The 24,919-nt window shown below is 44.7% G+C and carries 20 protein-coding genes, 1 tRNA gene and 2 pseudogenes; 11 read left to right on the plus strand and 12 right to left on the minus strand.

Annotation, left to right across the window (positions count from 1 at the left end; translation table 11 throughout):
* Positions 1-132: 132 nt before the first annotated feature.
* The 6 genes and pseudogenes from BLS59_RS31575 to BLS59_RS10490 form a co-directional block, all read left to right on the plus strand.
* Positions 133-699, plus strand: a pseudogene (locus tag BLS59_RS31575) (zincin-like metallopeptidase domain-containing protein); the annotation flags it as partial.
* An 18-nt stretch (positions 700-717) separates the two neighbouring features.
* On the plus strand, positions 718-1,509 hold the full coding sequence (locus BLS59_RS10470) for a DUF4099 domain-containing protein (protein ID WP_091148830.1): 792 nt from the start codon (positions 718-720) through the stop codon (positions 1,507-1,509).
* Entirely contained in the window at positions 1,509-2,129 is a 621-nt protein-coding gene (locus tag BLS59_RS10475; protein WP_091148832.1) for a hypothetical protein, read from the plus strand. Before BLS59_RS10470 ends, BLS59_RS10475 begins: the two co-directional genes overlap by 1 nt.
* Complete coding sequence (locus BLS59_RS10480; protein WP_091148834.1) at positions 2,119-2,439, plus strand: hypothetical protein; 321 nt, start codon at positions 2,119-2,121, stop codon at positions 2,437-2,439. The genes BLS59_RS10475 and BLS59_RS10480 overlap by 11 nt, the downstream gene beginning before the upstream one ends.
* Before the next feature lie 78 nt (positions 2,440-2,517).
* Positions 2,518-3,018, plus strand: coding sequence for a hypothetical protein (locus tag BLS59_RS10485; RefSeq protein WP_143014096.1), 501 nt, complete (start codon positions 2,518-2,520; stop codon positions 3,016-3,018).
* A 34-nt stretch (positions 3,019-3,052) separates the two neighbouring features.
* Positions 3,053-3,874: a DNA adenine methylase gene (locus tag BLS59_RS10490; RefSeq protein ID WP_091148840.1), complete on the plus strand. Its 822-nt coding sequence runs from the start codon at positions 3,053-3,055 to the stop codon at positions 3,872-3,874.
* Between the two features lie 28 nt (positions 3,875-3,902).
* On the opposite strand, the gene BLS59_RS31205 is transcribed toward BLS59_RS10490, so the two are convergent.
* Positions 3,903-4,130, minus strand: a complete 228-nt coding sequence (locus BLS59_RS31205) for a hypothetical protein (RefSeq protein ID WP_143014097.1) — start codon at positions 4,128-4,130, stop codon at positions 3,903-3,905.
* Between the two features lie 545 nt (positions 4,131-4,675).
* Between BLS59_RS31205 and BLS59_RS31580 the strand changes: the two genes are divergently transcribed.
* Entirely contained in the window at positions 4,676-4,828 is a 153-nt protein-coding gene (locus BLS59_RS31580; RefSeq protein WP_162842609.1) for a hypothetical protein, read from the plus strand.
* Positions 4,812-5,600 (plus strand): annotated as a pseudogene (locus tag BLS59_RS32690) (recombinase family protein); the annotation flags it as partial. The gene BLS59_RS31580 and the pseudogene BLS59_RS32690, both read left to right, overlap by 17 nt.
* Before the next feature lie 725 nt (positions 5,601-6,325).
* Here BLS59_RS32690 and BLS59_RS10505 read toward each other — a convergent pair.
* From BLS59_RS10505 to BLS59_RS10525, 5 genes are all read right to left on the minus strand, one after another.
* Positions 6,326-6,399: transfer RNA gene (locus tag BLS59_RS10505), tRNA-Asp, on the minus strand.
* Positions 6,400-6,604: 205 nt separating this feature from the next.
* On the minus strand, positions 6,605-8,989 hold the full coding sequence (locus BLS59_RS10510) for a hypothetical protein (RefSeq protein ID WP_143014098.1): 2,385 nt from the start codon (positions 8,987-8,989) through the stop codon (positions 6,605-6,607).
* Positions 8,990-9,017: 28 nt separating this feature from the next.
* The gene (locus BLS59_RS10515) at positions 9,018-10,247 is read right to left on the minus strand and encodes a DUF4249 domain-containing protein (protein ID WP_091148845.1); all 1,230 of its coding nucleotides are present in this window, start codon (positions 10,245-10,247) and stop codon (positions 9,018-9,020) included.
* Between the two features lies 1 nt (position 10,248).
* Entirely contained in the window at positions 10,249-13,017 is a 2,769-nt protein-coding gene (locus BLS59_RS10520) for a TonB-dependent receptor (protein ID WP_091148848.1), read from the minus strand.
* A 96-nt stretch (positions 13,018-13,113) separates the two neighbouring features.
* On the minus strand, positions 13,114-13,854 hold the full coding sequence (locus BLS59_RS10525) for a hypothetical protein (protein ID WP_143014099.1): 741 nt from the start codon (positions 13,852-13,854) through the stop codon (positions 13,114-13,116).
* A 183-nt stretch (positions 13,855-14,037) separates the two neighbouring features.
* On the opposite strand from BLS59_RS10525, the gene BLS59_RS10530 reads away from it, so the two are divergent.
* Positions 14,038-14,649, plus strand: a complete 612-nt coding sequence (locus tag BLS59_RS10530; RefSeq protein WP_091148853.1) for a hypothetical protein — start codon at positions 14,038-14,040, stop codon at positions 14,647-14,649.
* A gap of 99 nt (positions 14,650-14,748) precedes the next feature.
* On the opposite strand, the gene infB is transcribed toward BLS59_RS10530, so the two are convergent.
* From infB to BLS59_RS10550, 4 genes are all read right to left on the minus strand, one after another.
* Positions 14,749-17,805, minus strand: a complete 3,057-nt coding sequence (gene infB, locus BLS59_RS10535; protein WP_091148856.1) for a translation initiation factor IF-2 — start codon at positions 17,803-17,805, stop codon at positions 14,749-14,751.
* Between the two features lie 59 nt (positions 17,806-17,864).
* On the minus strand, positions 17,865-19,100 hold the full coding sequence (gene nusA / locus BLS59_RS10540) for a transcription termination factor NusA (protein ID WP_091148859.1): 1,236 nt from the start codon (positions 19,098-19,100) through the stop codon (positions 17,865-17,867).
* Positions 19,101-19,104: 4 nt separating this feature from the next.
* Positions 19,105-19,569: a ribosome assembly cofactor RimP gene (rimP, locus tag BLS59_RS10545; protein WP_091148861.1), complete on the minus strand. Its 465-nt coding sequence runs from the start codon at positions 19,567-19,569 to the stop codon at positions 19,105-19,107.
* A 137-nt stretch (positions 19,570-19,706) separates the two neighbouring features.
* Positions 19,707-20,129, minus strand: a complete 423-nt coding sequence (locus tag BLS59_RS10550; protein ID WP_091148864.1) for a hypothetical protein — start codon at positions 20,127-20,129, stop codon at positions 19,707-19,709.
* 89 nt (positions 20,130-20,218) lie between these two features.
* Between BLS59_RS10550 and BLS59_RS10555 the strand changes: the two genes are divergently transcribed.
* Positions 20,219-20,749: a hypothetical protein gene (locus BLS59_RS10555; RefSeq protein ID WP_091148867.1), complete on the plus strand. Its 531-nt coding sequence runs from the start codon at positions 20,219-20,221 to the stop codon at positions 20,747-20,749.
* A gap of 66 nt (positions 20,750-20,815) precedes the next feature.
* On the opposite strand, the gene BLS59_RS10560 is transcribed toward BLS59_RS10555, so the two are convergent.
* A complete protein-coding gene (locus BLS59_RS10560) occupies positions 20,816-23,185 on the minus strand; it encodes a prolyl oligopeptidase family serine peptidase (RefSeq protein WP_091148869.1) in 2,370 nt (789 codons plus the stop codon).
* A 92-nt stretch (positions 23,186-23,277) separates the two neighbouring features.
* Between BLS59_RS10560 and BLS59_RS10565 the strand changes: the two genes are divergently transcribed.
* Positions 23,278-23,796, plus strand: a complete 519-nt coding sequence (locus tag BLS59_RS10565) for a GNAT family N-acetyltransferase (RefSeq protein WP_091148874.1) — start codon at positions 23,278-23,280, stop codon at positions 23,794-23,796.
* A 62-nt stretch (positions 23,797-23,858) separates the two neighbouring features.
* On the opposite strand, the gene BLS59_RS10570 is transcribed toward BLS59_RS10565, so the two are convergent.
* Positions 23,859-24,881, minus strand: coding sequence for a class I fructose-bisphosphate aldolase (locus tag BLS59_RS10570; protein WP_091148876.1), 1,023 nt, complete (start codon positions 24,879-24,881; stop codon positions 23,859-23,861).
* Positions 24,882-24,919 lie beyond the last annotated feature (38 nt).

Here is a 24,919-nt window from a genome sequence, read left to right on the forward strand (position 1 = left end):
AAACTTATAAGTTATGCCGTATGACCGCACCGGAAAGTGGCCTAAATAACCAGCCAGTCTATCCGGTGCGGCATAATCATTCACGCGGCATTATGACCTTTATGCCGATATCGGCATAAGGGGCATGCCACCGGCCACCCCACCAGGCTCGACAGGAGTGTCATGAACCATTTTGGAACTCCTGATTATGCCAGGGAGGAACTCCGCGCAGAAATTGCCTCAATGCTGATCGGCCAGGAATTCAAGATCGGCCACGATCCGGGCCAGCATGCCGCCTATGTCGACAACTGGGTGCAGATCCTGACCGATACCCCATTTGAGATCCACTCGGCCGCCGCCGATGCGGAGAAGATATTTTCTTATCTGATGGATATCGAGCGCAAGCGTGACCTTAAAACTGAAGCCGCAGTCCAAGTGGAGGCTCAAGGTAAGACCGTTGCCGATGCTAAGCACCTGTCCATCGGCGATGAGATCGCCTACAACGATTCGGTGTACAAAGTCCTCAGCCACATCAAGCAGGGCAGGCTCCGCATCGAAGATACAGGTACCGGCAACCAGTTTACCCTGTCCCGAAAGGACGGGCTGTACAGTTCCCTGCTTGCCGCGAAAAACGGTACCGCTCCGCAGGCCCATCAGGAACAAATAGTCGGGGAAGAACCCGAACAGAATTATTCAGCCACCTACGGCATCAGACGATAACCTTTATTAAGCCACATTATGGAAACAATTTTTGTAGAAGAAGAACTGCCGGTCGCTGACCTGCAAAAGCTGGGATTATTTAGGGATGGTAAGATCCTGCTGGAACCCGATGCCGTGCAGGCCCTGCTCTCGGGCAGGCGAACGGAACTGATCGGGCTTAGCAACTTGCAGGCCGATGGCTTTGTCATTGAAAGGCTTGATGCCAAACTGTCCCTTGACAGATCGCCCGACGGGATCGTGGTGGTAAAAGCGCATCCCATTTACAAGGATGCACAGCCGCATCCACAATTGAATGAGCATGAGGCCGCTGTGCTTTCGGAAAAGGGGCTGGCCAGTATTCGGAAGGTCTATGGTAACCCGCCTGGCAAATCGGCGACCTATGTGATCGAGTACGATCCCGAAACCAAGGAATTTGTATCCTATCGGCCCGAGCAGGTCAAAGCGCCGGAAAAGGTCAATGGGGAAAAGCTAACCGATAAGCAAAAGGAGGATTTCAGGAACGGTGACCTGGTCACCCTTTCCGACGGTACCAGGTTCCAGCACCGCGCAAGCGTCTCCAAGGGAATCCTGTCCGACCGCAAAGCGCTTGTACTTTCTGTGCTTTTGGATGGCGGTATCTCTTACCTGCTGATCACCGGCATCCGCAATCTGATCGGTGCGAATACCCCGCAAAAAGAAGCCTATACCAAGGGCTACAAGGAGGCTTTGGAAGATATGCAGCGTCACCAGCGAAGCACGGGTGAGCTCCAGGCCCAGCAGCTTGCCGACGAAAACCACAAGCGCGGTTATAGCAGGGGATCATCCAGGTAATGCCGCACGAGCTACCTGGGCCGGTGCCGGATTATTTCACGCCTTATTTTAAGAATGAAAATGGGTGCCTGGTCTTCGACTACCTGCATAACGGCCGGGCGGTTGCCCGTGAATATTGGAGTAATGGCCGCAATGCCATACCATCCGGGCCGGGGCTGTGGATTTCTGGAAGTGCCGTGCCTGGAATGGTACGGCACCTCTTCCTTTTCCATTCCGCTGCCGAGGCCATCAGTTTTTGCGGCCTGCGGCCTGCCTTGCTGGAACAGGCTGCTTCCAATGCTTTTGCGGCATTGGGTCTTTTGCCGGAAGCACAGCAGCTCAGCTGGCTGGCTGCGACCTACCCCCACTCGAAACTGCACCTTGTTTTCGGAGGGGATCTGCTTGGTGCTATAACCGACTGCAAGACCGCCATGTGGCACAAAAGCAAGGACGTGCGATTTTCCCTAGCTGGTGGACAGGTTCGCTGGCGCTGGCACGGCGGGTCTTTTGAAATCCCCGAGCATAGTTTTTCATTCCACCGCTTTCAGCAGGAATGCGGCCTGCGCCTGGGCTTCCGTACGCACAAGCCTCCAAGCGGGCTGGAAAGTTTCAAACAATTCATTTACCCTTATGATACCTGAACAATTTAAGCAGAATACAGAGCTCAATATTGAGGTGTACGGGCATCCGGTAAGCGTAAAATATGCCTTTTACTACCCCGAAAAACGCATCGATGATCAGGCCGATCCGCTGGTAAGCCACATTGAATACCGGGCGGAATCTGCTATTATAAGCGAAACCGGCTACCGGTCGCACTTCTTCCACACCGAGGCACTGCATTATTGTATGTTTAAATCCATCCAGGAACTAGTGATTAATATTGCCGAGGGACTGGCGCGTGAACAAGGCTACCAGCCACCGGCACCTACTCACCAGCTGCGACTGTTTTAAATCATTTCTTAACCTTCTAACCCCAACTTATGAACTGCAACTTACCCGGTTGCCTCCTGCAATGGAAAGGGGGCGGCAATGGCTGACTATTGCTCTAACACGGTCACCTTCATCGGTGACAACCAGCCCGACGCTTTGGAATACTTCATGGATATGGGTTATGACTCGCCGCCATTTGAAGCCATCCTCGTCGATGACGACTCGGTGCATTTTGAATCCAGGTGGGTGCCGCCGATCAAGGATCTGATCGAAATCGCCGAGCTGTTCGATGTCAACTACAAGCTGGCCTACCGGCTTCCCAATGAGAGGGCAAAGGTCAAATACGAATATACCTGCATGCAGAACGAAAAGCTCAGCAAGCCAGCCGCCATCCTGCGCGGCCAGATCGCAAAGGCAATAGCACCAAATGATCTTGAACTGCTGGAAACGGCAGTGCAGGAGCAGGCGGAGCGCGGCGCTTTCAACAACTATGAACGGGCTATCCTTAACCAGCTTTTGGGCAAACGTGCCGTGGTGCTCAATGACCAGGCAAAACAACCCGAACAAAGTGCGTCACCTGCAAGGCGATTGGGTCGATAGACCTTATCGGACAGCATAAACCTATAACAATATTATGAGAAAAGTACGATTAAAAACGCCGATCAGCTATTACGGCGGCAAGCAGAAGCTTGCCGCCAGTATCGTTTCGCTGATACCGAAGCATACCTTGTACTGCGAACCTTTTATTGGGGGCGCAGCAGTATTCTTTGCAAAGAAAGCCTCGAAAGTGGAGGTCATCAACGACACCAACCGGGAGCTGATCAATTTCTACCGGATCGTCAAAGAGGATTTTGTCAGCCTGGAAAAAGAAATACGCATCAGCCTGCACAGCCGGGATCTGCACCGCAAGGCTTCGGTAGTTTACAACAACCCGGACATGTTCTCCGAGATCAAGCGGGCCTGGGCGGTATGGATACTCAGCACACAGGGCTTTAGCGGCCAGCTGGACAATTCCTGGGGCTTTGATATCAGCACCAACACGACCACCAAAAAGATAAACAGCAAAAAGGATGGCTTCACCGAACAGCTGGCCGTCAGGTTACAGAACTGTCAATTGGAATGCGCCGACGCACTCTACGTGATCACCAGCCGGGATACGCCTACCAGCTTCTTTTACTGCGACCCACCTTACTACAATTCCGATTGCGGGCATTATGATGGCTATAGTGAACAGGACTACGAAAGCCTGTTGTACCTGCTCAGCAAGATCAAAGGCAAATTCCTGCTGTCTTCCTATCCATCACCATTACTGGAAAAATATACCAAGGATAATGCCTGGCACAAATGGTCGATCAATTCAAAGGTCTCGGTAAATGCAAAAGCAGGAAACCCAAAAATCAAAACAGAGATGTTGACGGCAAACTACCCGATAGGAGAACAGCTCAAGGCGATATGAAAAGGTACTGGTACGGTAAAAGAAAAAATCAGAATGAACGTCTGCGGTATTGTTGACCAAACCACTCATTAAATAGCTGCTCACGCTCTTTTTTTATCCTGTTCCTTTTACGCCTGGCAGCAACGTATAAAACAAAGACCAACCACACTGTCGCAGCAATGGGAATACCGAAGCCGGAATTTTTCATGTCGATGCCTGCCAGCAGAGCGCCGGTACTCACAACACAGATAAAACAAAAAATCACGAACGTTTTCATAATAAACAGTGGGAAGATTGTATCCCAAATTTACGAAAACCTGTGCAAAGTTCCTCATTATCTGCGGGTTATATCTTCCGCCCGTCCTTTTTGGGACCGTAGCAATTCAACGATTAATATTTATAAAAACCGATCTGACCCGTCGGGTCTTTTCGGTTACAATTTTAAACAGCTTCAACCAATGATAGATAAAGAAAAATCCGAGTTATCAAATGAAACGGGGCCAACCAGAGGGGTCAATTTCACTGAAATACGCATCATAGGGTTTCAATAAAATTAAAAATAGCATATAAATAAAGTATTAAAATAGTTCAACGAATAAACACAATCTATTGATGAACCAGCAATAGGGATATAACAAAGGAATAGAGAAAAGCTATTCAAAAAATTCAAGTCTATAATACATCAAAGGCCAATTCAACTACGTGTTGGCCTTTTCTTTTAAGTAAGTACTATGAAAAAAACTATGATAGAAATCTATAATATAAACATAAACGAAAGTCCTCAAGTAAAATTTCCCAAGATTATCAGAAAGGTGGATTACAATGGAAAATAAAATTGAATCAACTGATATACAACAAAATAAAACAAATAATAGTGAGGGAGATTTTTCAGTCCAAGAGTTAAAATTGCTAAATTTGATAGCAGAGATAATCGTTAATATTTCAATAAGAGAGAGTTATGAAAAAGGCAATTAGATACCTACGCTTTAGTGACAGGAAACAGAGTAACGGGTCAATTGAGAGACAGGAATTATATACAGGGCAGTGGATCAGGAATAATGAAGTCGACCTAGTAGATACATTTATCGACAGGGGCTACAGCGCAAAAACATTTGACCGCCCCGATTTTAAGAAGCTTCAGGACTTTATTGCCAAGCACCATAAAAAAGTAGACTACCTTATTGTCGACCAATTGGATCGCTTCAGCAGGAACGCTAGCGAGGCAATGGGGTACGTTAAGAAGCTACAGCAGACTTACAGCATACAAATAGTAAGTGTTACTGAAGGTATTACTTTCGATTACGACACTCCGGGTAGCTTCTTCCGGGCAGGACTACAATTGCTGCTGGCAGAAGAAGATAACATCAACCGAAGTATTAAAGTGCGCGGCGGCATTTATACCGCAAAAGCGAAAGAAGGTAGGTATATCTATAAAAATCCTCCTTTTGGTTATTACAAAGAGGGAGAGCGTAAGGACAGAAAGCTTGTAATTAATGAAGCTGAAGCCGCCATAGTTCGGTTTATATTCGACTCTTATCTTCGAGATATCCCGCTTTACATTATTGCCGAGCAAGCAAGAGAAAAGGGTTTTAGACGATCAGGTAATGTAGCAATCCAGCGTATTTTAAGCTATCCGCTCTATGCCGGTATGCAATATGTGGAACCATTCAAAAACTACCCTGGCGGTATATTTCCAGCCATGCACGAACCAATAGTAGACATTGCTACTTGGGAACAGGCGCAGCGAAAGCTAAAGAAGCCTGAGAAAGAAAAGGTGGTTGTAAGCGAAGAAATGCCACTAAGAGGGGTATTAAAATGTGAGTGCGGCAAAATTCTGACAGGCGCACCGTCCAGGGGCAAGCTTGGCAAATATTATTATTATTACAAATGCGATAAAACCAGGCATCTGAATTTAAGTGCCATTCGGGCGCATGACCAGCTACAGCAGGTATTCGCGCTCATGAGTTTACCGGACAAGGCCCTCAGGTTGATCAAAGGCAATTCCGATCAAATCTTTGAAAACAAAATGGTGGAAGATAAACGTCTTGTTGCCGAGAAGAAAAAGGAACTTGAGGCTGAGGAAGCAAAGCTCTTCTCAATCGAAGAAAAGTGGATTTCCAACCAAATAACACACGATACCTATGAAAGATGGTTCTCTACCATCAACAACAATAGGATCGCATTAAAAGGCTCAATAGAGCGCCTAAGCGGTAACCAGGACAAAACATACAGGATCGTTAAAAACAACCTGGAAAAGCTGTCAGACCTTGAATTTATCTTTATTAAAACCAGCGCTTTAGAAAAACAAGAGCTTGTAAGGCTGGGGTTCGAGCAAAATCTCTACTACCAAGGGGGTATGTATCGAACCCCGACAATGGTAGAGTTACTATCCCATAACTCACATAAAATGAGAGAGTTGCATTTGTTAGATTATACAAAAAAGCGGGGGCTCTATGAAGAACCCCCGCTCAGCGGAATGGACGGGATTCGAACCCGCGACCCCATGCGTGACAGGCATGTATTCTAACCAGCTGAACTACCACTCCGTTTGGGTTTGCAAATATACGCACCATTTTGGTTTACACAAGTTCTTTTTTAAAATTCTTGTTTAAATATGCTTTTTGTGTGTTTAAATTGTTTTTTAAGGCATTTTTTATGCTTTTTCAGGCTTCATAACCCTCTCTAAATCAAAGCAGATTGATTAACAAAAGCGCAAAACGTCGTTTTTTACTGTTTTAAAAAATATTTTTTTTATTTCACCTCAAAGGTAAAATATTGGCTACCGGCATGGCCATCGGCGTCTATTCCTTGTACTAAACCTATGTATTTGCCGGTTTGGTCGGAGGTATAGAACGACAATTGGCTCTTGTTTGTATCGCCTGTATTGATGTTAGGCGCCCAAAACAACAGATTTCTGAAATCCGGCACCCGGCTTTTTTCTGCAGCATCGGTATCATATAGGGGCGAATAAAACTCCCTCTGCAGTTGCATCCCTTCGTAATCAAGTATTACTGCATGCGGATCCATTTCAACACCGCCGAGATCGCCTTTGTAGGTGGTGAAGCTCAGGATTCCTTCCGATACTGATGCGCCGTAAAAATACCGGTCCCTAATCACTTCCAGTTTTTTAACCTTTAGCGGATCTATGGCCAAAACCTTATCTATGTTAAATACGGGCACATCATCAAGCAGCACCAGCGGGTCGCCTTCTAAAAATCCCCTCTCATTCAATACCTTTATGTGAAACCTTTTTTGCGATCGTGTTACGTTTACCTCCCTAATGTATTCGCGCAGCACCTCTTCCATGGTAGTAAAGCGGGTATAGTTATCTAACAAATAGGTTTTATAGGGCTTGCCGTAAAAACCGGCGCTATCAACCCCGCCATCATAAAAACGCTTTATTTTATTACCGGCATACATATTTTGTACCTGCGTGCCCAGGCTGCGTTCTTCCAGACCTTTTTGCATACCGGGGGTAAGTATTAGTTTGGGTTCGGTGTATTTTGAGTATTGTTCCGAAAACGAATTTAAAACATCAATACGGTAACCTGTATCGCGTTCGGTATTGGTTTGAGCCACAATTTCGCCCGGACCAAACAGTTCTTTGGTGTTAAATATCAAACGGCCCAATGAATCGCTTTTGGCGGTATACAGCTGCACCCTTTTGCCGGGAACACTCAAATAGGCCACGATATCCTTTGCGGCGCTGCCGGTGGTGGTATTAACTATTTTTGCGGTAATTAGATGATCATTATACTCGGGTAAAAAGTTAAACGCGGGTTTTCCATTACTGAGCACGTTGCTCCACAGAAACCTGCGCCACCCTTGCGATAGCATGAGATTATCCAGCGCTTCATCGGCTTCGGAACCGGTGTTTTTAAAGTAGTAGGCAGCATCTTCTATAGCGCCCCGCAAATCCGACCGCAGCCATAAGTAGCTATAAATATCCCCGGTATCTGTTTGCTGCAAAGAATCAACCCGGTAAACCGACATGGAGAGGTTTGCGGGCGTTAGCTTACCCGCAGGGTTCGTTGCGGCAACATTAACGCTCACTTTTTTACGGGTACTGTATTGGGGCTGATCTGCACTCCCTTCAATTAAAAGCTGCTGCTTTGGCCGTTTAAAATACAAACGTTCGCAAACCGGCTGCCGGGCGTTGTTAAAAATCGTGATGTGCGATACACCCTCGCCCAATTTATTTTTGTCCATAGTGAAGCTTGCCGGGCCGCCGCTAATAACAGCGCTTAATGCTGCCGTAACCGTTTGCTCTGTATGTGCTAATAAATAAACCTCGCCGGCGTTTGCGTTGTTACTATTTACGGTGATACTGAGCTGGCCGCCATTATCTTTTAACTGCATTACAAAACCGCTGCTGCTAACTGTGGGCAAGCTGCTAATAACCGGACTGCCACTGCCCGTTTTAATAATAGCTTTATAAGTATTGCCTGCAACAGGCGTAAACACAAAGCTGCCTATCCCATACCTTAAAGGCCGAAAGCGCGCTACCGTATCATTATGCTGATCTATAACCGCTCCGCTATATGCAGTTAATCCTTTGCCATTGGGAGCAGTAACCTTAAAAGCCACTTTGCTGCTGATGCCTGCTACCAAACTACCGCCCTCGGGAAAAAACTGCACATCATAGGCGGCTGCTTCCTTAACCAGCACATCCGGCGATTTCAACGGGTTTATTATGGTTAGCTGCTTTTCGAAATAGTAATCGGCACCAAAATTCTTCATCCAATTGGTGTAGGCTCTCAGCTGATAGTTGCCGTTACTTACAGATACCGGTATGTATAACGAGCCGCTGCCTAAGCCGTTTTTCATGGCTATTTTGGCTTGTAGCAATGTGTTGTGATCATCATCCAGCACATCAACATAAACTACCTTGCTTAAATTAAATAGCTTGTGGGTATCAGCATTAACACAATAAACCTTTAACCATAAAATTTCGCCGGGCAGGTAGGTGCTTTTATCGGTATGTACAAATACTTTTTCCTGTACGGTTGCCTGCTGGTATTGGTTAAAGCTTTGGGTTAGCTGTGCTGTTGCCTGTGCAAAGCAATTTGCCTGCAAAGCCAGCAGTACCAAAATTGGTAAAGCTATAAGTTTGGCAACATCATTTATTTTTCTCATACCCAAAACAAGGTTTGTTTTATTGTTTTTATTTTTCTTTCCAGAAGGATGGCGGCTGAACCCGGCCCCGGATACGGCAATCAGCGCAATCAATACTTGTAAATGTATAACCAAGAATATCACGCATTGACGCTATTTGTGTAAGGGCAATGGCACCGCCTTTAATAATGTTAACTTCTACATCGTTCACACCTAACTTATTTTTAAAAAGGGCTGTATCTGCCGAGCATTGAAAAGGGTATACCGGAGTCCATGTTTGGGGTAGTTGGCTATTATCAATAAATATTCTTTTTGATTGTACGTTGGTTACGCTTATGTACCCTATCACCGGCTCGGCAGGGTTACTTATACAGTGAATATTACCCATCAGCTGCGATGGCTGCGCGTCAAAAATACTTCCTAATTGCTCTGTGTTTTTTTTAATGTTTTCCCAAAAAGCATAGGCCTCTTTGGTTAGCGTGTACTGTCTTACTAAAATGGAATACCGCAACTCTATTTTTTCCGATTCGGCCGGAATGGTGATCAGTGGTGCCTGATATATCACATCCTGACCAAGTTTTGCCGATGAACCAATAAGTATATTGCTTGATACGTCACCTGTAAAGCAATAAAATGTTTGCTCATCGCTGGTTCGTTGCCTCAACTTGTTCGAATCCTGATCGACTATATAATTCGACTGGAACTTGGTGTGAAAACGCCAGGTTTCGGCAAAATCCCAGCGGTAATAACGGCTGTTGTTAGTGACATCGTGCGTATTAACGTATAAACGCAGGTTATTTCCCTCGGGTATAAAACCAATGCTATCAATAGGCAGAGTTGGTTTGTTTGCCGTATAGTCTGATGCGTATTCCTTCCCATCGGGCGTTTTTATATGCAGCCGATATTTTTTGGTGGGATCGAGGTTCATGGGGCCTATGGCGTACTTCCCGCTGCCAATCTGCAGCAGGGCAAATGAATTGCCCGCCTCGCTTTCAACAGTAACTTCACAATTATCTACACCTGCCGTACTTATAGCATCGGCTATATTAACAGTGCGGGTTAGTTTAAAAATGGTTGAATCATTACCGGTATTTATCACGCCTTCTACCACCAGGTAATTATTATTACTGCTGATAACCGGTGGATTATATGGTTTTTTACAAGCCGCGTACGTAGCCGTTAGCAATATAACACACCATATATATTTATTTTTCATTATCATTTTACCTTGTTTTTCAAGTATGCCTTCGCGCTTCATGTATTTATCCTCCCTCCTCATTTTAAAACCTGATGTTATAATTAATAAATGGTATTGGTTTGGCAAAAATGGAGAGCTTAAACCCACTTATTACGCCTGCGCCCGTTGTAAAATAGGTGGAATAAGCATTTTGCCTGCCGGTAAGGTTATACACCCCAATAGTGAACGAGTTATGTGTTAACTGGTGCACTTTGTGGTTACCCTCTATATTCATAGAAAAATCTGACCGGAAGTAATCTGGGATGCGGTACTGGTTCCTATCCGAATAATAAACCCGCTCCGAACCTGCATAATAGTATTTGGCTACAGGCAACGTTATTGGTCTGCCGGTGCTATAAGTAACGTTTAACGATACGCTGAACCGGTGCGAAAACCTGTAATTACCTATAAAGTTAAAGTCATGCGGCTTATCAAAGTTAGCAGGGTAATAAGCGCCGCCGTTTATCAGTTCGCCCGCGTTGGGGTCGGTTTGTCTTAAAAATGTGCGCGAGTAGGTATAGCTTATCCAGCCGTTGGCTTTACCGGTTGTTTTTTTAATCAAAAACTCAACGCCGTAAGCTTTGCCCTCGGTGCCTAAAACATCGTTTTCGATGTGATGATTTAGCACCAGGTTGGCACCGCTGCGGTAATCCAAATAATCTCTAAGCCGTTTATAGTAAACCTCAACAGAGGTTTCAATGGTGTTTGATTGCAGGTTATGATAAATTCCTAATGATACCTGGTCGCCGTATTGGGGTTTAATGTTAGGATCGCTCAGTTGCCAAACATCCGTTGGGGCTATGGCTGTGGTATTGGAGAGCAGGTGAATGTATTGCCTTAAAGTATTATAGCCCCCCTTTAGCGACAGGTTATCACCCAGGTTATACCTTGCCGACAACCTTATTTCGGGCCCCGAATATGTTTTTATTAATTTGTTGTTACCATAGTTGGTACTGTCAATAAAGTTTGATGGCGTTTTGGGCAGATTGGGTGCATAGTTGTAAACATTTTGCGGCCCCAGGTAATTATACAGCGAATACCTAACACCGGCACTAACCGAAAGATCGTCGGTAAAATCATATTTATCGCCCAGGTAAATGCCACTTTCCAGCGCTTGCTGCGCAGGTACAATGTCTGGCTGCACTAATGATTGCGGGGAATTGGGCTCATAATTACCCGGATGCAGTTTATAGTAAATACTGTTTAAGCCAAAGTTAATGGTGTTTTTGCGGTTGAGGTAATAAGTAAAATCGGCCTTAAAGTTTGTTTGGTTGATATCAAAATTGAGCTTATAGGCATTTACAGGATTATCAAAACTGGCAATATCATATTGATAATGATCTACCCCGGCGGTAAGCACGCTAAACAGTTTATCATTAAAGTTGTGTTTCCATTTGATATTAGCGTTGCGGTTGCTGTAACTGTACGCGGTATCGCTGTTCAGCTTAAACTTATCTTTGCTGAGGTAGGTTGTTATATAGATGTTGTTCTTATCGTCTATCTGGTGGCTTATATCGAGGTTAACATCGTAGAATGAGGCCTGACTGTGTTTATACTCTTCGGGCAGAAGTTTAAGCAGCCAATCAGAATAAGTGGTACGGCCACCGAGAGAAAACGATGTTTTATCTGAAATAATTGGCCCTTCTACATTAAGCCTGCTGGTGATAAGCCCGATACCTGCCGAGCCGGTAAATTTCTTTTTATTGCCCTCGCGATTAGTAACATCTAAAACTGAAGATAAACGTCCGCCAAACTTTTCGGGGATGCTGCTTTTGTACAGTTCCACGTCTTTTACAATATCCGGGTTAAATGCCGAGAAGAACCCAAAGAAATGTGATGGATTATAAATGGTAGCATCATTCATCAGAATAAGGTTTTGGTCGGCCGAACCGCCGCGTACATTAAAACCGGTTGTGGCTTCGCCTACAGATTGTACGCCCGGCAGTGTTAATACTACACGTAGTATATCGGCTTCGCCAAATACGGTGGGCACCTGTTTTATGCTTTTTATATCTAAGCGATTTACGCCTAATTGTACGTTCCTTACATTGGCTACTTTTTCTGCCGATATTTTTACCTCCTTAAGACTGGTAACCTGGTCATGCATTTCAATGATCATTTTACCATCGGAGTAAAGTACTATTTGCCGGCGGGTATCACGCATTCCCAAACCACGAACGCTTAAAATCTGCCTGCCCTTTGGCAGGGTAATGGTGAAATAGCCAAACTGATCTGTAACTACGCCGCTTTTGGTATTGGTAACATAAATACTGGCCCCAATTACTGATTCGCCCGATTTGCTATCACGTACATAGCCGGATATGGTAGCTTTGCCCTGGCCTATCACATTGGTTTTATTGCCTATTTCGTACAGCTTATTTTCGGTTGTGGCTTCGGGTACTTTTACCTCTTTGGTATCGTAATCGGCTATGGGCTGGGGTATGGTATTTGCCGGCAGGTTATCGGTTTTGCTGCCAAAATATCCGGCTGCAAGTCCGGTTTGTATGGCGCGGCCTTTTGTAAAAAACACTTGCCCCCCGGTTATGGCGTATTTGAAACCGGTATTTTTAAAGGCCATACCCAGTACGGCATCCAACGGCAAATTATTGGCTTGCAGCGTAACTTTCAGGCTATCAAACTGCATGGGGTCATAGTAAAAATGATACCCGGTTTTAGCTTCCAGATCGGTTACAAACTGTTCAATACGCACCTGTTGAAAATTTACACTAACTGATTTTACCTTAGTTTGCTGGGCATAGCCAAACTTTAGTAACAGCAACAGGCAAAAACTCAGAAAGTAGATTTTTCTCATCGGCATGTATTATTTCCGTACGTGGTATTGGCCAAATGGCTACCGGCATACAGAATTATTGTTTAGCTTAAAGGCCTTTTTTGAGGGCTTTGGGTGTTATAATTGGTCGTACCGGGCGGCTATTAATGCCATTGCTTTATCCGGATTGTCTTTATACTTTATCTTGTTGGCTTTTATGTATTGCTGCAGTTCTTTTTTCTTATCCTTTAAAACGTTCAGCAGTCCGCTTTGCCCGCCTATGCTATAATAGGTATTGCCCTTTTTCAGGTAATAGTATTTATTCTGCGTAAAAAAGACCTCTATAGTTGTTGCTGTTGACGAGGTTTGGATATTCTTTGTCCACTTTACAAGCGCCTGCACGTTTCCTTTGTACACCTCGTCATAAAATCCTGTTCTGATAGGCGAACTTGTATTAAGTGAGTCTGTAGTTATATACACAAAGTGGTGGTTAAGCAAATCGAAACTTTGTAAACGCTCGTTAAGCAGGGCAAACCGCGAGAAGTTATTATATAGCAAAACAGCCACTATATCCTTATTCATATCATACATCATGGGTACGTTGTTGTACACTATGCCATCATACACAACTTCGCCGGGCCTGAATTCATAAATATCCTGAAAATAGGCGTTCCCTTTTATAGTAGGATCATAGAGGTTATATTCGGGGCCATTGTATAAACGCGACTGCTGACCAATTGCAGCATTAAAAAAACCTACGGCCGGTGAAGACGCCATAGCTTGCGCAGTGCTATCGCCGGAGGCTGCCTGCCCCAAACAATAACTGCAACAAAAAAAACTGACGATAAAACAAATACCGGGAAGTAGTTTATTCATCATTTAGGTTCGGTTATAAAAATTGAATTTACGTTACTTTATCCTAAAAATCAAATATTGTAATAAATACACTATCGTATTAATCAGGGCACAATAGCTTCTTATAATATCGTTGGTTATCAATACATTATTACGCAGGTTTAAAACTGTTTGCTACAGCACTTGTTAAATAATAAATCCATAGCCATGACCAACGCCTTTGAAAATATTCCTGAACAGCAAAAAGGGGAACAAACCGATTTCATTCACTTTGCCGATGCGGAAACACGACAAAAAGCGCACAACCTTTTCCTGCTGGCGAAAGAGCGCTTAAAAGACATATCCAACTGGCACCAAATCAGCGGACCAGGGTCATCAAAATTTTCACTTACCGATGCGCAGGGCAATGAGCTGTACCGCATGGCCCAAAAGGATGATTATTTTTATATCGACCTGCCGGCGCCTGGTTCTATTGCAGGCAGCGGGCTTGATTGGGTTATGATTGAATCTATAGAAGAACATGAGGATGCCAATGCCGAAAGTGAGTTTATTACCATTACCGTGCGGCCCGTGGTAAACCCCCGGAAGCCGGATACCGCCATAGCCAATTTTTATGACCATAGCGCCACCAATACCTTTATTGTTGAACGCTATCTGAATCACGTAAGCGCCGCGGTACACGGCCGCAATGAAGTGCCAAACACTAAGGATACTAATATTTTTGATACCATACGCAATACCATTATTGCCTTAACCGCAAGTGTAGGCTTATCGGGCCCGCAATGGAAAGCTTTGGTAGAGGGTTTGTTGAAGGAGTAATGGAATTTAAGCTAAGCTATCCGGTTTACCTAAAAATAACGGCAAACAAAAAAAGGGCCGATCTTATGGATCGGCCCTTGATATTTTATGTAAGTGTTATTACAATTTACGTTTTACTTCAACATTTTCGTAAGCTTCAACAATGTCGCCAACTTCAATGTTATTAAAGTTTTGGATGTTTAAACCGCACTCGTAGCCGGTTAATACTTCCTTAACATCGTCTTTAAAGCGTTTCAGTGAAGCAAGCTCGCCAGTGTAAATAACCACACCATCACGAACTATGCGGATCTTGCTGTTACGGTTAATTTTACCATCCAGCACCATACAACCTGCAATGGTACCAACCTTACTGATTTTGAAGGTTTCGCGGATTTCAACATTCGCAACAATCTTCTCTTCAAACGTTGGTGCAAGCATACCTTCCATCGCCGCTTTTATCTCGTTGATAGCGTCGTAGATGATAGAGTATAACCTGATATCGATCTGCTCAGCCTCGGCTAATTTACGGGCACTGCCTGACGGACGAACCTGGAAACCGATGATGATTGCATCTGATGCAGATGCCAGCAATACGTCTGATTCGGAGATCTGACCAACTGCTTTTGATATAATGTTAACCTGTATCTGCTCGGTAGATAGTTTAAGCAATGAATCTGACAATGCTTCGATTGATCCATCCACGTCACCTTTAACAATAATGTTAAGTTCCTTAAAGTTACCAACTGCCAAACGGCGGCCAATTTCATCAAGAGTGATGTGTTTCTGGGTACGCAAGCCTTGCTCACGTTGTAACTGTAAACGTTTGTTTGCAATTTCACGTGCTTCCGGTTCGCTTTCCAGCGCGTTGAATTTATCGCCCGCTGTTGGTGCGCCCTGCATACCCAATACCTGTACCGGCGTTGATGGCCCTGCAGATTCAACCCTTTGGCCGCGCTCATTGGTCAATGCCTTAACACGACCGCTGTAACAACCTGCCAAAATAGGATCACCCACTTTTAACCTGCCCGCCTGTACCAATATAGTGGTAACAATACCGCGGCCTTTATCTAAAGCTGCCTCAATTACGGTACCTACGGCACGTTTGTTAGGGTTAGCTTTAAGTTCAAGCAATTCGGCTTCAAGCAATACTTTTTCTAATAACAGTTCGACATTTAAACCGGTTTTGGCCGATATTTCCTGCGACTGGTATTTACCGCCCCACTCTTCAACCAAAATATTCATGGCAGATAGTTGCTCACGGATCTTATCCGCATTGGCACCCGGTCTGTCTATTTTGTTAAAGGCGAAGATGATTGGTGCACCGGCAGCCTGCGCGTGGTTTATGGCCTCGCGGGTTTGCGGCATCACGCTATCGTCGGCAGCAATTACTATAATTACAATATCTGTTACCTGTGCACCCCTTGCACGCATGGCGGTAAACGCCTCGTGACCCGGTGTATCCAGGAATGTTATTTTTCCTTTATTATCTGGCAACGTTACTTCATAGGCACCAATGTGCTGGGTAATACCCCCGGCTTCGCCGCCTATTACGTTGGTTTTGCGGATAAAATCCAGCAATGAAGTTTTACCATGATCCACGTGACCCATTATGGTTACAATTGGCGCACGGGCTACCAGATCAGCCGGATCATCCGGTTGGTCAAGGTTGGCTTCTTCATCCTGTGGTTTTACAAACTCAACCTGGTAGCCAAACTCATCAGCAACAATGCTTAGGGTTTCGGCATCCAAACGCTGGTTGATAGACACAAACATACCCAAACTCATACAAGTTGAGATAATTTGTGTTACCGATACATCCATCATCAATGCTAACTCGTTTGCCGTAACAAACTCTGTAACTTTTAACACTTTTGATTGTGCATCCTGCTCCATTGCCAGCTCTTCGGCAGTTGCGGCAACGTCATCACGTTTTTGACGACGGAATTTAGCACGCTGTGCAAACTTACCAGACTTACCTGCTCCGCTTAAACGTGCAAGTGTAGCCTTGATCTGATCCTGGATATCTTTTTCTGATGGTTCCTCTTTAGGACCGCTGCTTTGTGGTGCATTGTTACGGTTACCTCTAAAGTCCGGACGGTTACCGCCGCCTTGCTGAGGGCCGCCGTTTCCTGGTGCACCGTTGGTACGGTTCCTGAAATCGGGACGGTTAGGGTTAATGGTACCACCGCCCGAAGGAGGTGTACTTTGGCCCTGCTGCGGATTGTGCGGATGATTACCACCGCCACCACCTTGCTGTGGATTACCCTGGCTATCTTTACGTTTCCTTTTGCGTTTATGATCTGCCGCGCTGTTGGCGCTTGATGATGATGCTACAGGGTTACGCTTAGGCGCATTTACAGGTAACTGTATTTTTCCAATAATTTTGGGGCCGGTAAGGCGCTCGGCATTGGCACGTATCACATCATCCTCCGGTGCTTCTTCAACAGGCGCAGCGGGTGGTGGTGTTACAGGTGCCGCAGCAACAGGAGCAGGCGCGGGTGTTGGTACCGGTGCTGGTGTTACAACCGGTGCCTTTGGTTCTTCAACCTTTGGCGCTTCGGCAACAACAGGTGCTTTTGGCTCCTCAACCTTTGGTGTTTCAACAACAACAGGTTTCGGTGCTTCGGCCACGGGCTCTGGTTTTGGCTCGGGAGCCACAACAACAGGTGCTTTAACCTCTTCGGCTTTTGGCGCTTCAACAACAGCAGGCTTTTCGGCCGCTGGCTGTGGTTTTGCATTCAGGTTATTAAGGTCAATTTTACCAATTACCTTAACACCCGGCAAAACGTCATTGCGCTCTTCGGTTTTTTCGGGAGCAGCAGGCTCAACCGGTTTTGGTTTTTCGGCCTGTGGCGAAGCATAATGACCGGTATTCTTGATCAGGATCTCTTCGTTTTCAAAATCGCGTGAACGGCGATTTTCTACAGGCTTCTCAGGAAACGGTGCAGTCTCTTCCTTCCTGATCTTTCCAATACTTATCTGCTTGGCTTCCTCTTTAATACTTTTGTCAACAGCAAATTCCTTCAACAGTGCATTGTACATGTCGCCATCCAGCTTCGCCATAGGTTGCTTATCAACCTTATAGCCTTTTGTAGCCAAAAAATCGACAATGGTACCCATACCAATGTTGAGTTCTTTTACCGCCTTAATTAATTTTATTGATTTGTCTTCTGACATTTATTATGTTTTCTCTGCTAATTATCGCAAAAATACGATTTTAATTTTGGTTATTATGCTTATTCAAACTCAGCATTCAATATTGATAGCACTTCTTTTACAGTTTCTTCTTCCAAATCTGTACGTTTTACCAATTCTCCTACTGTTAAAGCCAATACCGATTTCGCTGTATCTAAACCAATACGTTTAAATTCATCGATGATCCAGCTGTCGATCTCGTCAGTAAATTCTTCGATATCCACATCCTCATCATGCTCATCAGCCTCGCGGTAAACATCTATTTCATATCCTGTCAATTTACCTGCCAGTTTAATGTTATGACCGCCGCGGCCAATTGCCAACGATACCTGATCGGGCTTTAAATACACTGCAGCCGTCTTTTTATCATCATCTAACTTAATAGAAGTGATTTTTGCAGGCGATAATGCACGCTGTATATATAGCTGAATATTGTTTGTAAAGTTAATTACGTCGATATTTTCATTCTTCAATTCACGAACGATACCGTGGATACGTGAACCTTTCATACCTACGCAGGCACCAACCGGGTCAATACGGTCATCATATGATTCAACGGCTACCTTTGCTCTTTCGCCCGGCTCACGAACTATTTTTTTAATAGTGATCAATCCGTCGAAAATTTCTGGTACTTCAAGTTCAAACAAACGTTGTAAAAACTCTGGCGCTGTACGCGAAATAATAATTTTAGGGTTGCTGTTCAGCATATCTACCTTATGAACAACCGCTTTTACGCTATCGCCCTTTTTAAAGTAATCTGCCGGTATCTGCTCTGTTTTTGGTAATAAAAGCTCATTGCCTTCATCATCCAACACCAAAGTTTCTTTTTTCCAAACCTGGTAAACTTCGCCGGTTACAATTTCGCCCACGCGATCTTTATACTTTTTGAAGATCTCGTCTTTCTCCAGTTCCAGAATTTTTGAAACCAGTGTTTGGCGTGCCGCTAAAATAGCACGGCGACCAAAACTTTCCAGCGTTATCTGCTCAATTTGCTCGTCGCCAACTTCAAGGTCGGCATCAAACAACTTGGCTTCGGCCAGTTCAACTTCCAGGTCATCATCCTCACTAAAACCATCTTCCATAACCTTACGGGTGCGCCAAATTTCTAAGTCACCGTTATCGGTATTTACAATTACGTCGCAATTTTCGTCTGTGCCGTATTTTTTCCTGATCATGCTCCTGAAAACATCTTCCAGCACGCTCATCATCGTTGGACGATCGATGTTCTTGAAATCTTTAAATTCCTGAAAAGAATCAATTAAATTAATATTGCTCATTTTCCTACTTGAATGATATTAAAACTTTTGTTTCTGTTATTTTATCAATAGGGATAACGCTTTCAACAGTTTCGGCCTTTTTCCCTTTTTCTTTTATTTTTTCTTCAATTATAATGGCATCCTCGGTTAATCCCGATAAAACACCTTCTCTTTTGGTGCCATCGGCCATTTTAATAGCCAGTGAGCGCCCTACGTTTTTGGCATATTGCCTTGGCGCCGTCAGCGGAAAATCAATCCCCGGTGATGATACTTCAAGGTTATACGCGGTTTCAATTACATTTTCCTCTTCCAGATGGAAGCCGACATGCCTGCTTACCTGCACACAATCATCAATACCAAGTCCGTTATCGCCATCAATAAGCACAATCAGCTTACCGTTCGAGTGCATTTTAATATCCACTATAAACAGGTTTGGCTTATCGGCTATCTTTTCTTCTACCAGTTGTCTTACTCTTTTTTCAATATTCATTATCCTGATATTTCCCCGCCTTTGCAGGATGAATAATTTTTAATTGATAAAATAAAAGAGGGGACAAATGCCCCCTCTTTTATTAATGACTGCAAATATACATATTATTTTTTGATTTTCAAGTGCCCCGGAGCGGTTTATTGCTTAAAAATCAAATCGGTATAGTGTAAACTTCCCAGCTTGTTGTGGCCGGTTATAAAATCGGTTGGCTTACTGGCGGCATCAAATTTATAGTACCGCAAAAAATAGGTTTGCCCCGCGGCAAAAGGCGTATCGGGCGTAAACACAACCGCGCTGTCCTTAATAGCATAGGTGCCGGGCTGCACCGGCTGATAGTTTTTCAGATCAGTATCGGCAGGCATTTTATAAACCGGCATGAGGCTTTGCCAAGCCGCGCCCGATGAATCCCGACCGATATCCTGCAGCACCAGGTAATCCATACCTGATAGTTTGATGGAACGTTTATCGGGTGTGGGCATCAGACTAACCTTATTGGCAGGCGGCATGTACATGGTACAGCCCGTACATAGCAGCATAAGCAACGCAAATAGTTTATTCATAATTTAACTTGGGTTTCATTTGGTGATATTCAAAATTAAACAGAAATTAACAGATTTAAACACTTAGACGCCCCTTAAAACCAAATCTTATGACCTCGAAAAACCTATGGACCATTATTATAAAAATAACCGGTATTTATCTCATTTGGCATTTTACATTTTTGTTACCCCAGATTTTAACCGTAATTATTTATTTGGGGCAAGACAAAACGCAATTGATAAGCACCGCAGTGGTACTTGTTTCCGAAATAGTTATTAATATCATATTGCTTTATTATTTTCTTTTTAGAACAGATTGGGTTATCCTAAAATTAAAATTGGAAAACGGGCTTGATGAAGAAACCGCCAAACTAAATATAGATCAAACAAACGTTTTAAGAATAGCTATAATTATATTGGGTGGCGTATTATTTGTTGATGCCATACCGTTGCTTTTCAATTATCTTTTCGCCTACTATCAACACGGCGACGCGTACAATGGATTTAAACAGAACCCATCATCGCCGTGGGTATTGTTTGCGTTCTTAAAAGGCATCATCAGCTTTTTTATGGTAAAAGAAAATAAATTGATTGCCAATTTTATTGAACAGCAAAAAAACCCATCAGAACCACAACAGTAAGGCGAGTCGCTAAATTTAATTTAACACCAAACAAGAAACGGCCGGGATATCCCGGCCGTTCTTATTTTACTGCTTCCTCAGCGTTGTTTCAAATAGTTTAAATATCCGTTTATACTCATCGGCCCAGCTGCTGGGTTGTTCAAAGGCGTGGTCTTCTACCGGGTATGATGCCAGCTCCCAGTTGTCCTTGTGCAGCTCAATAAGCTTTTGGCTCAGGCGAATGATATCCTGATAGTTCACGTTTTGATCTATCATCCCGTGCAGCATCAGCAGGTTACCTTTAAGTCCGTTGGCAAAATATATCGGCGAACTTTTACGATAGGCATTTTCATCGGTAAAGGGCTCATTTAAAATATTGGCCGTGTACTCGTGGTTGTAATGCGCCCAATCGGTAACGGAACGGATGGCGCCACCCGCCGCAAAAACATCGGGCTCGGTAAACATGGCCATCAGCGTAATAAAGCCGCCGTATGAGCCGCCGTACAAACCTACGTGCTTAGGATTTACACCATATTTATCAACAAGATATTTCACACCATCCACCTGGTCGGTCAAATCTTTGCCGCCCATGTGACGGTAAATGCCCGTACGCCAGTCCCGGCCGTAGCCCGCGCTGGCGGTGTAGTCAACGTCAAGCACAGTATAGCCGTTATCGGCCAGCATATTGTTAAACATATACTCGCGGAAGTAATAGCTCCATGAATAGGTAACGTTTTGCAGGTAACCGGCACCATGTACAAAAACAACCGCAGGCTTAGCCGGGTCTACTTTTTTAGGAAGATACAGGCGCGCGTATACATCGGCACCGTAACGGTTTTTAAAGGTGATGATCTCCGGATCGCGCCAAGGGTATGAATTGTATTCGGCAGATACCGAAGTGGTAACTTTAACCGCTTTTGCACCCGGCTTGTTGGCCTGTACGTACAGTTCCCATGGCTTGTTGGAGTAAGAGTAACGGATAGCCAGCCATTTTTCATCGGGCGAAAGTGATACTTCGTTGCCGCCCTTCATGCCTGTAATTTTAACCGGACTGCCGCCGCTAACCGGGATGCGGTAGAAATGCGTTATCCCCGGATGATCGATATTGGCGGTAAAGTAAAATGTTTTTTTATCGTTGGAGAGCTTTAGGGTTTGCACTTCCCATTTGCCGCTGGTTAGCTGTTTTTTGGTACCGGTATTTACATCAACAACGTAAATGTGCGAGTAGCCGCTTGCTTCGCTCTGGTAATAAATATTGGCATTATCAATAAAGCCAATATTCCCCCCGCCGTTATCTATACCCGGCCCGCCTATCCATGCTTCATCACGCTGGCGGTCAAGCAGTGATAGCCTGCCGCTTGCTGCATCAAGGCGCATGATCCAGCGGTCTTTATTATCCTGGGAGTTGATAACCACCACGGCGTTTTTGCCGTCTTCGCTCCATACCGGAGGGTCGATAGTTACCTGCCTGTCGGCGTTGGCTTTCTTAAGTTCGGCCAGTTCTTTAGGGTAATCCTTCACGTAATCGGGCAGGTCTTTTATCCCAAGGATGTCTTTAGTATTAACCTTATAAACCGTATCGCGCTGCCTGTCATAAACAAACATTTCTGAAGTTGATGAGGCGCGGCCCACTTTAGACCGGTTTGGAATATCCTCTGTATAGCCCGATTCGGTAACGTAATTTGGCACAATGGCCTCTTTTACATCGTCGGCAGTTTTAATAAGCAGATAGGTTACAAACCTGCTATCCGGACTTAGCTTAACCCGGGCTACCCTTTTATCGCCAAAAACTAATTCTTTTAATCCCTTAACCTGTAAACCGGCGTATTGCGCGGAATCAAGTTTCGCTTGTTTGTTCTCTTCCTTTATAATGTCAAAAAGTTCAAGCTGCTGCTTTTTAAGCCAAACATCCTGCTGGTTGCCGTCGGAAGGGCGTTTTCTGTCGCCGGCCGATTTTACAAAGTTAGTGAGCTGCTGCAAGCCGCTTCCGTTAAGCTTCATGGCAAAAAGGTTGTTGCCCTGGCTGTATATTATTTCGCTTTCATCACCGCTGAAAGCCGGGCTGCCTTCGCGCTGCTCGGTATGAGTTAGGCGGTTAATTTTGCCCGTTTTAAGATCTTCAATAAAAATATCGCCATTTTTTTCAAACACCTTTTGGGTTAGCTTTTTATTGAGGCTGCCGCCATAAGGCGACGGCAAATCTCGCTGGGTTGCAAGGCTTACCTTTTGTGGTTTAGTATCTGTCGGGGTAATGGTAAACAGATCGTTAGCAGCGCTTACATCCGGGTTCCAGTTAAAGTAGATATTTTTACTGTCGTTACTCCAGCGGATATTTGAGGGTGATACACCGATCCATTTTGGATCGCGCATAATTTTTTCGATGGTGAGTGTGTCCAGTTTTTGGGCAAACGAGGCGGTGCTGCAAGTAAGCAATAGTGCAGTAAATAGTTTTTTCATGCGGATATTTTAAGCCGTTTTGTAAGTTACGCCATGCAATTTAGCAGTTTAACTAATCATTGCTAATTTTAACAGCTTTATTGTTACAAAAAATGGAACTAAACGGAAACGGATTTACTCTACGCACCTGGAAATCAGACGATTCCGAATCGTTAAAGAAAAATGCCGACAATACCAATATTTCTGATTTCCTGTTCGACAGGTTTCCATCGCCCTATACATTGGCCGAAGCGCACCATTTCATCGGCCTTAAAATGAACCAGGATCCGGTTACCAATTTCGCCATAACCATTAACGACGAAGTTATTGGCGTAATAGGTTTGGATTTGAGGGAAGATGTTTACAGTAAGGCCCCTTTACTTGGCTATTGGTTAAGCGAACACCTTTGGGGTAAAGGCATCATGCCGCAAGCCATAAAACTTATTGTTGCGTATGGGTTTGCAAATTTCCCCATTGTACGGATACAGGCGGGCGTGTTGGGCAACAACCCAAAATCTATGCGGGTACTGGAAAAAGCAGGGTTCACCAAAGAAGCCGTTTTAAAGAACGCCATTATAAAAAACGGGATAATTTTAGATGAGCATATATATGCCATCCTAAAACCCGAGTAAAAGAAAAAGAGTGGATTCTAATCCTTGCTCCAAAAGTCCTTGCTCCTTTGTCCAAAAAGTCCTTACTCCTTCTCCAACTCCGGCGAATATTCACCACGACGGGCTGCATTGTTGATGCTGGCGCGTTTATAAAGAAGTTGCTGGGCTACGGCCACGTTCTCATCCTTCCCAGCCCAGTATTCCATAGCCGGCTGCTGTACCGCACGGGCAAAAGAAAATGTAAGCGCCCAGGGCAGTTTATTTTTGTATTTACTGTGCATGGCGCTTAAATGTGCGCTGGCATCCTGCGCCGATTGTCCGCCCGAAAGAAAGGCCACACCCGGCACTGCTGCAGGCACGCAACGCAATAGGCATTTCACGGTTTCATCAGCCACCGTATCCACATCAGCTTGCACCACTGCATTCAGACCGGAGAGTACCATATTGGGTTTTAATATCATGCCCTCCAGGTAAACACGCTGGGCTATAAGCACCTCAAAAACTATATGCAGCACACGCTGGGTAACTTCAAAACAACGCTCGATGGTATGGTCGCCATCCATCAGCACTTCGGGTTCAACAATGGGTACTACCCCCGCTTCCTGGCAAAGTGCGGCGTAACGGGCAAGCGCATGCGCGTTGGCATATATGTTGGCATCCGTTGGGATATCGGCAGCAATGGTAATTACGGCGCGCCATTTGGCAAACTTTAAACCGGCTGCGGCGTAATCTTTTAAACGCTCTCGCAGGCCGTCAAGTCCTTCGGTTATTTTTTCACCGGGGAAAGCAGGCTGATCTTTGGCACCTTCATCCAACTTAATACCCGGGATGATGCCGCCTTTAACCAGCAGATCGATAAACGAAGTGCCATCCGCCGCCGACTGCTTTGTGGTTTCATCAAACAAAATAGCCCCGCTAATACACTCGCCCAGTTTGGGAGTGGTTACAATCAATTCGCGGTATTTGCGGCGGTATTCTATAGTTTGCGGAATGCCGGCTTCGGCAAAGCGTTTGTTGCAGGTGGCAACGCTTTCGTCCATAGCCAACAGACCTTTATCGCCTGCCATTAGTTTTTGTGCGGTTTCTTTAAGAGCTTGCTTATCCATTGTTGTAAAGGCTGATATGTGCTATAAAGAACGTTATT

The organism is Mucilaginibacter pineti, assembly GCF_900101875.1.
Lineage (GTDB): Bacteria > Bacteroidota > Bacteroidia > Sphingobacteriales > Sphingobacteriaceae > Mucilaginibacter > Mucilaginibacter pineti.

Bases quoted from the DNA above. Each gene is read 5' to 3' on its own strand.
- BLS59_RS10565 (WP_091148874.1), top strand. From the start codon at position 23,278: ATGGAACTAAACGGAAACGGATTTACTCTACGCACCTGGAAATCAGAC.
- BLS59_RS10480 (WP_091148834.1), top strand. From the start codon at position 2,119: ATGATACCTGAACAATTTAAGCAGAATACAGAGCTCAATATTGAGGTG.
- BLS59_RS10520 (WP_091148848.1), bottom strand. From the start codon at position 13,017: ATGAGAAAAATCTACTTTCTGAGTTTTTGCCTGTTGCTGTTACTAAAG.
- BLS59_RS10475 (WP_091148832.1), top strand. From the start codon at position 1,509: ATGCCGCACGAGCTACCTGGGCCGGTGCCGGATTATTTCACGCCTTAT.
- BLS59_RS31205 (WP_143014097.1), bottom strand. From the start codon at position 4,130: ATGAAAACGTTCGTGATTTTTTGTTTTATCTGTGTTGTGAGTACCGGC.
- BLS59_RS10515 (WP_091148845.1), bottom strand. From the start codon at position 10,247: ATGAGGAGGGAGGATAAATACATGAAGCGCGAAGGCATACTTGAAAAA.
- BLS59_RS10555 (WP_091148867.1), top strand. From the start codon at position 20,219: ATGACCTCGAAAAACCTATGGACCATTATTATAAAAATAACCGGTATT.
- rimP (WP_091148861.1), bottom strand. From the start codon at position 19,569: ATGAATATTGAAAAAAGAGTAAGACAACTGGTAGAAGAAAAGATAGCC.
- nusA (WP_091148859.1), bottom strand. From the start codon at position 19,100: ATGAGCAATATTAATTTAATTGATTCTTTTCAGGAATTTAAAGATTTC.
- BLS59_RS10550 (WP_091148864.1), bottom strand. From the start codon at position 20,129: ATGAATAAACTATTTGCGTTGCTTATGCTGCTATGTACGGGCTGTACC.
- BLS59_RS10490 (WP_091148840.1), top strand. From the start codon at position 3,053: ATGAGAAAAGTACGATTAAAAACGCCGATCAGCTATTACGGCGGCAAG.
- BLS59_RS10560 (WP_091148869.1), bottom strand. From the start codon at position 23,185: ATGAAAAAACTATTTACTGCACTATTGCTTACTTGCAGCACCGCCTCG.
- BLS59_RS10525 (WP_143014099.1), bottom strand. From the start codon at position 13,854: ATGATGAATAAACTACTTCCCGGTATTTGTTTTATCGTCAGTTTTTTT.
- BLS59_RS10530 (WP_091148853.1), top strand. From the start codon at position 14,038: ATGACCAACGCCTTTGAAAATATTCCTGAACAGCAAAAAGGGGAACAA.
- BLS59_RS10510 (WP_143014098.1), bottom strand. From the start codon at position 8,989: ATGAGAAAAATAAATGATGTTGCCAAACTTATAGCTTTACCAATTTTG.
- BLS59_RS10470 (WP_091148830.1), top strand. From the start codon at position 718: ATGGAAACAATTTTTGTAGAAGAAGAACTGCCGGTCGCTGACCTGCAA.
- infB (WP_091148856.1), bottom strand. From the start codon at position 17,805: ATGTCAGAAGACAAATCAATAAAATTAATTAAGGCGGTAAAAGAACTC.
- BLS59_RS10570 (WP_091148876.1), bottom strand. From the start codon at position 24,881: ATGGATAAGCAAGCTCTTAAAGAAACCGCACAAAAACTAATGGCAGGC.
- BLS59_RS10485 (WP_143014096.1), top strand. From the start codon at position 2,518: ATGGCTGACTATTGCTCTAACACGGTCACCTTCATCGGTGACAACCAG.
- BLS59_RS31580 (WP_162842609.1), top strand. From the start codon at position 4,676: ATGGAAAATAAAATTGAATCAACTGATATACAACAAAATAAAACAAAT.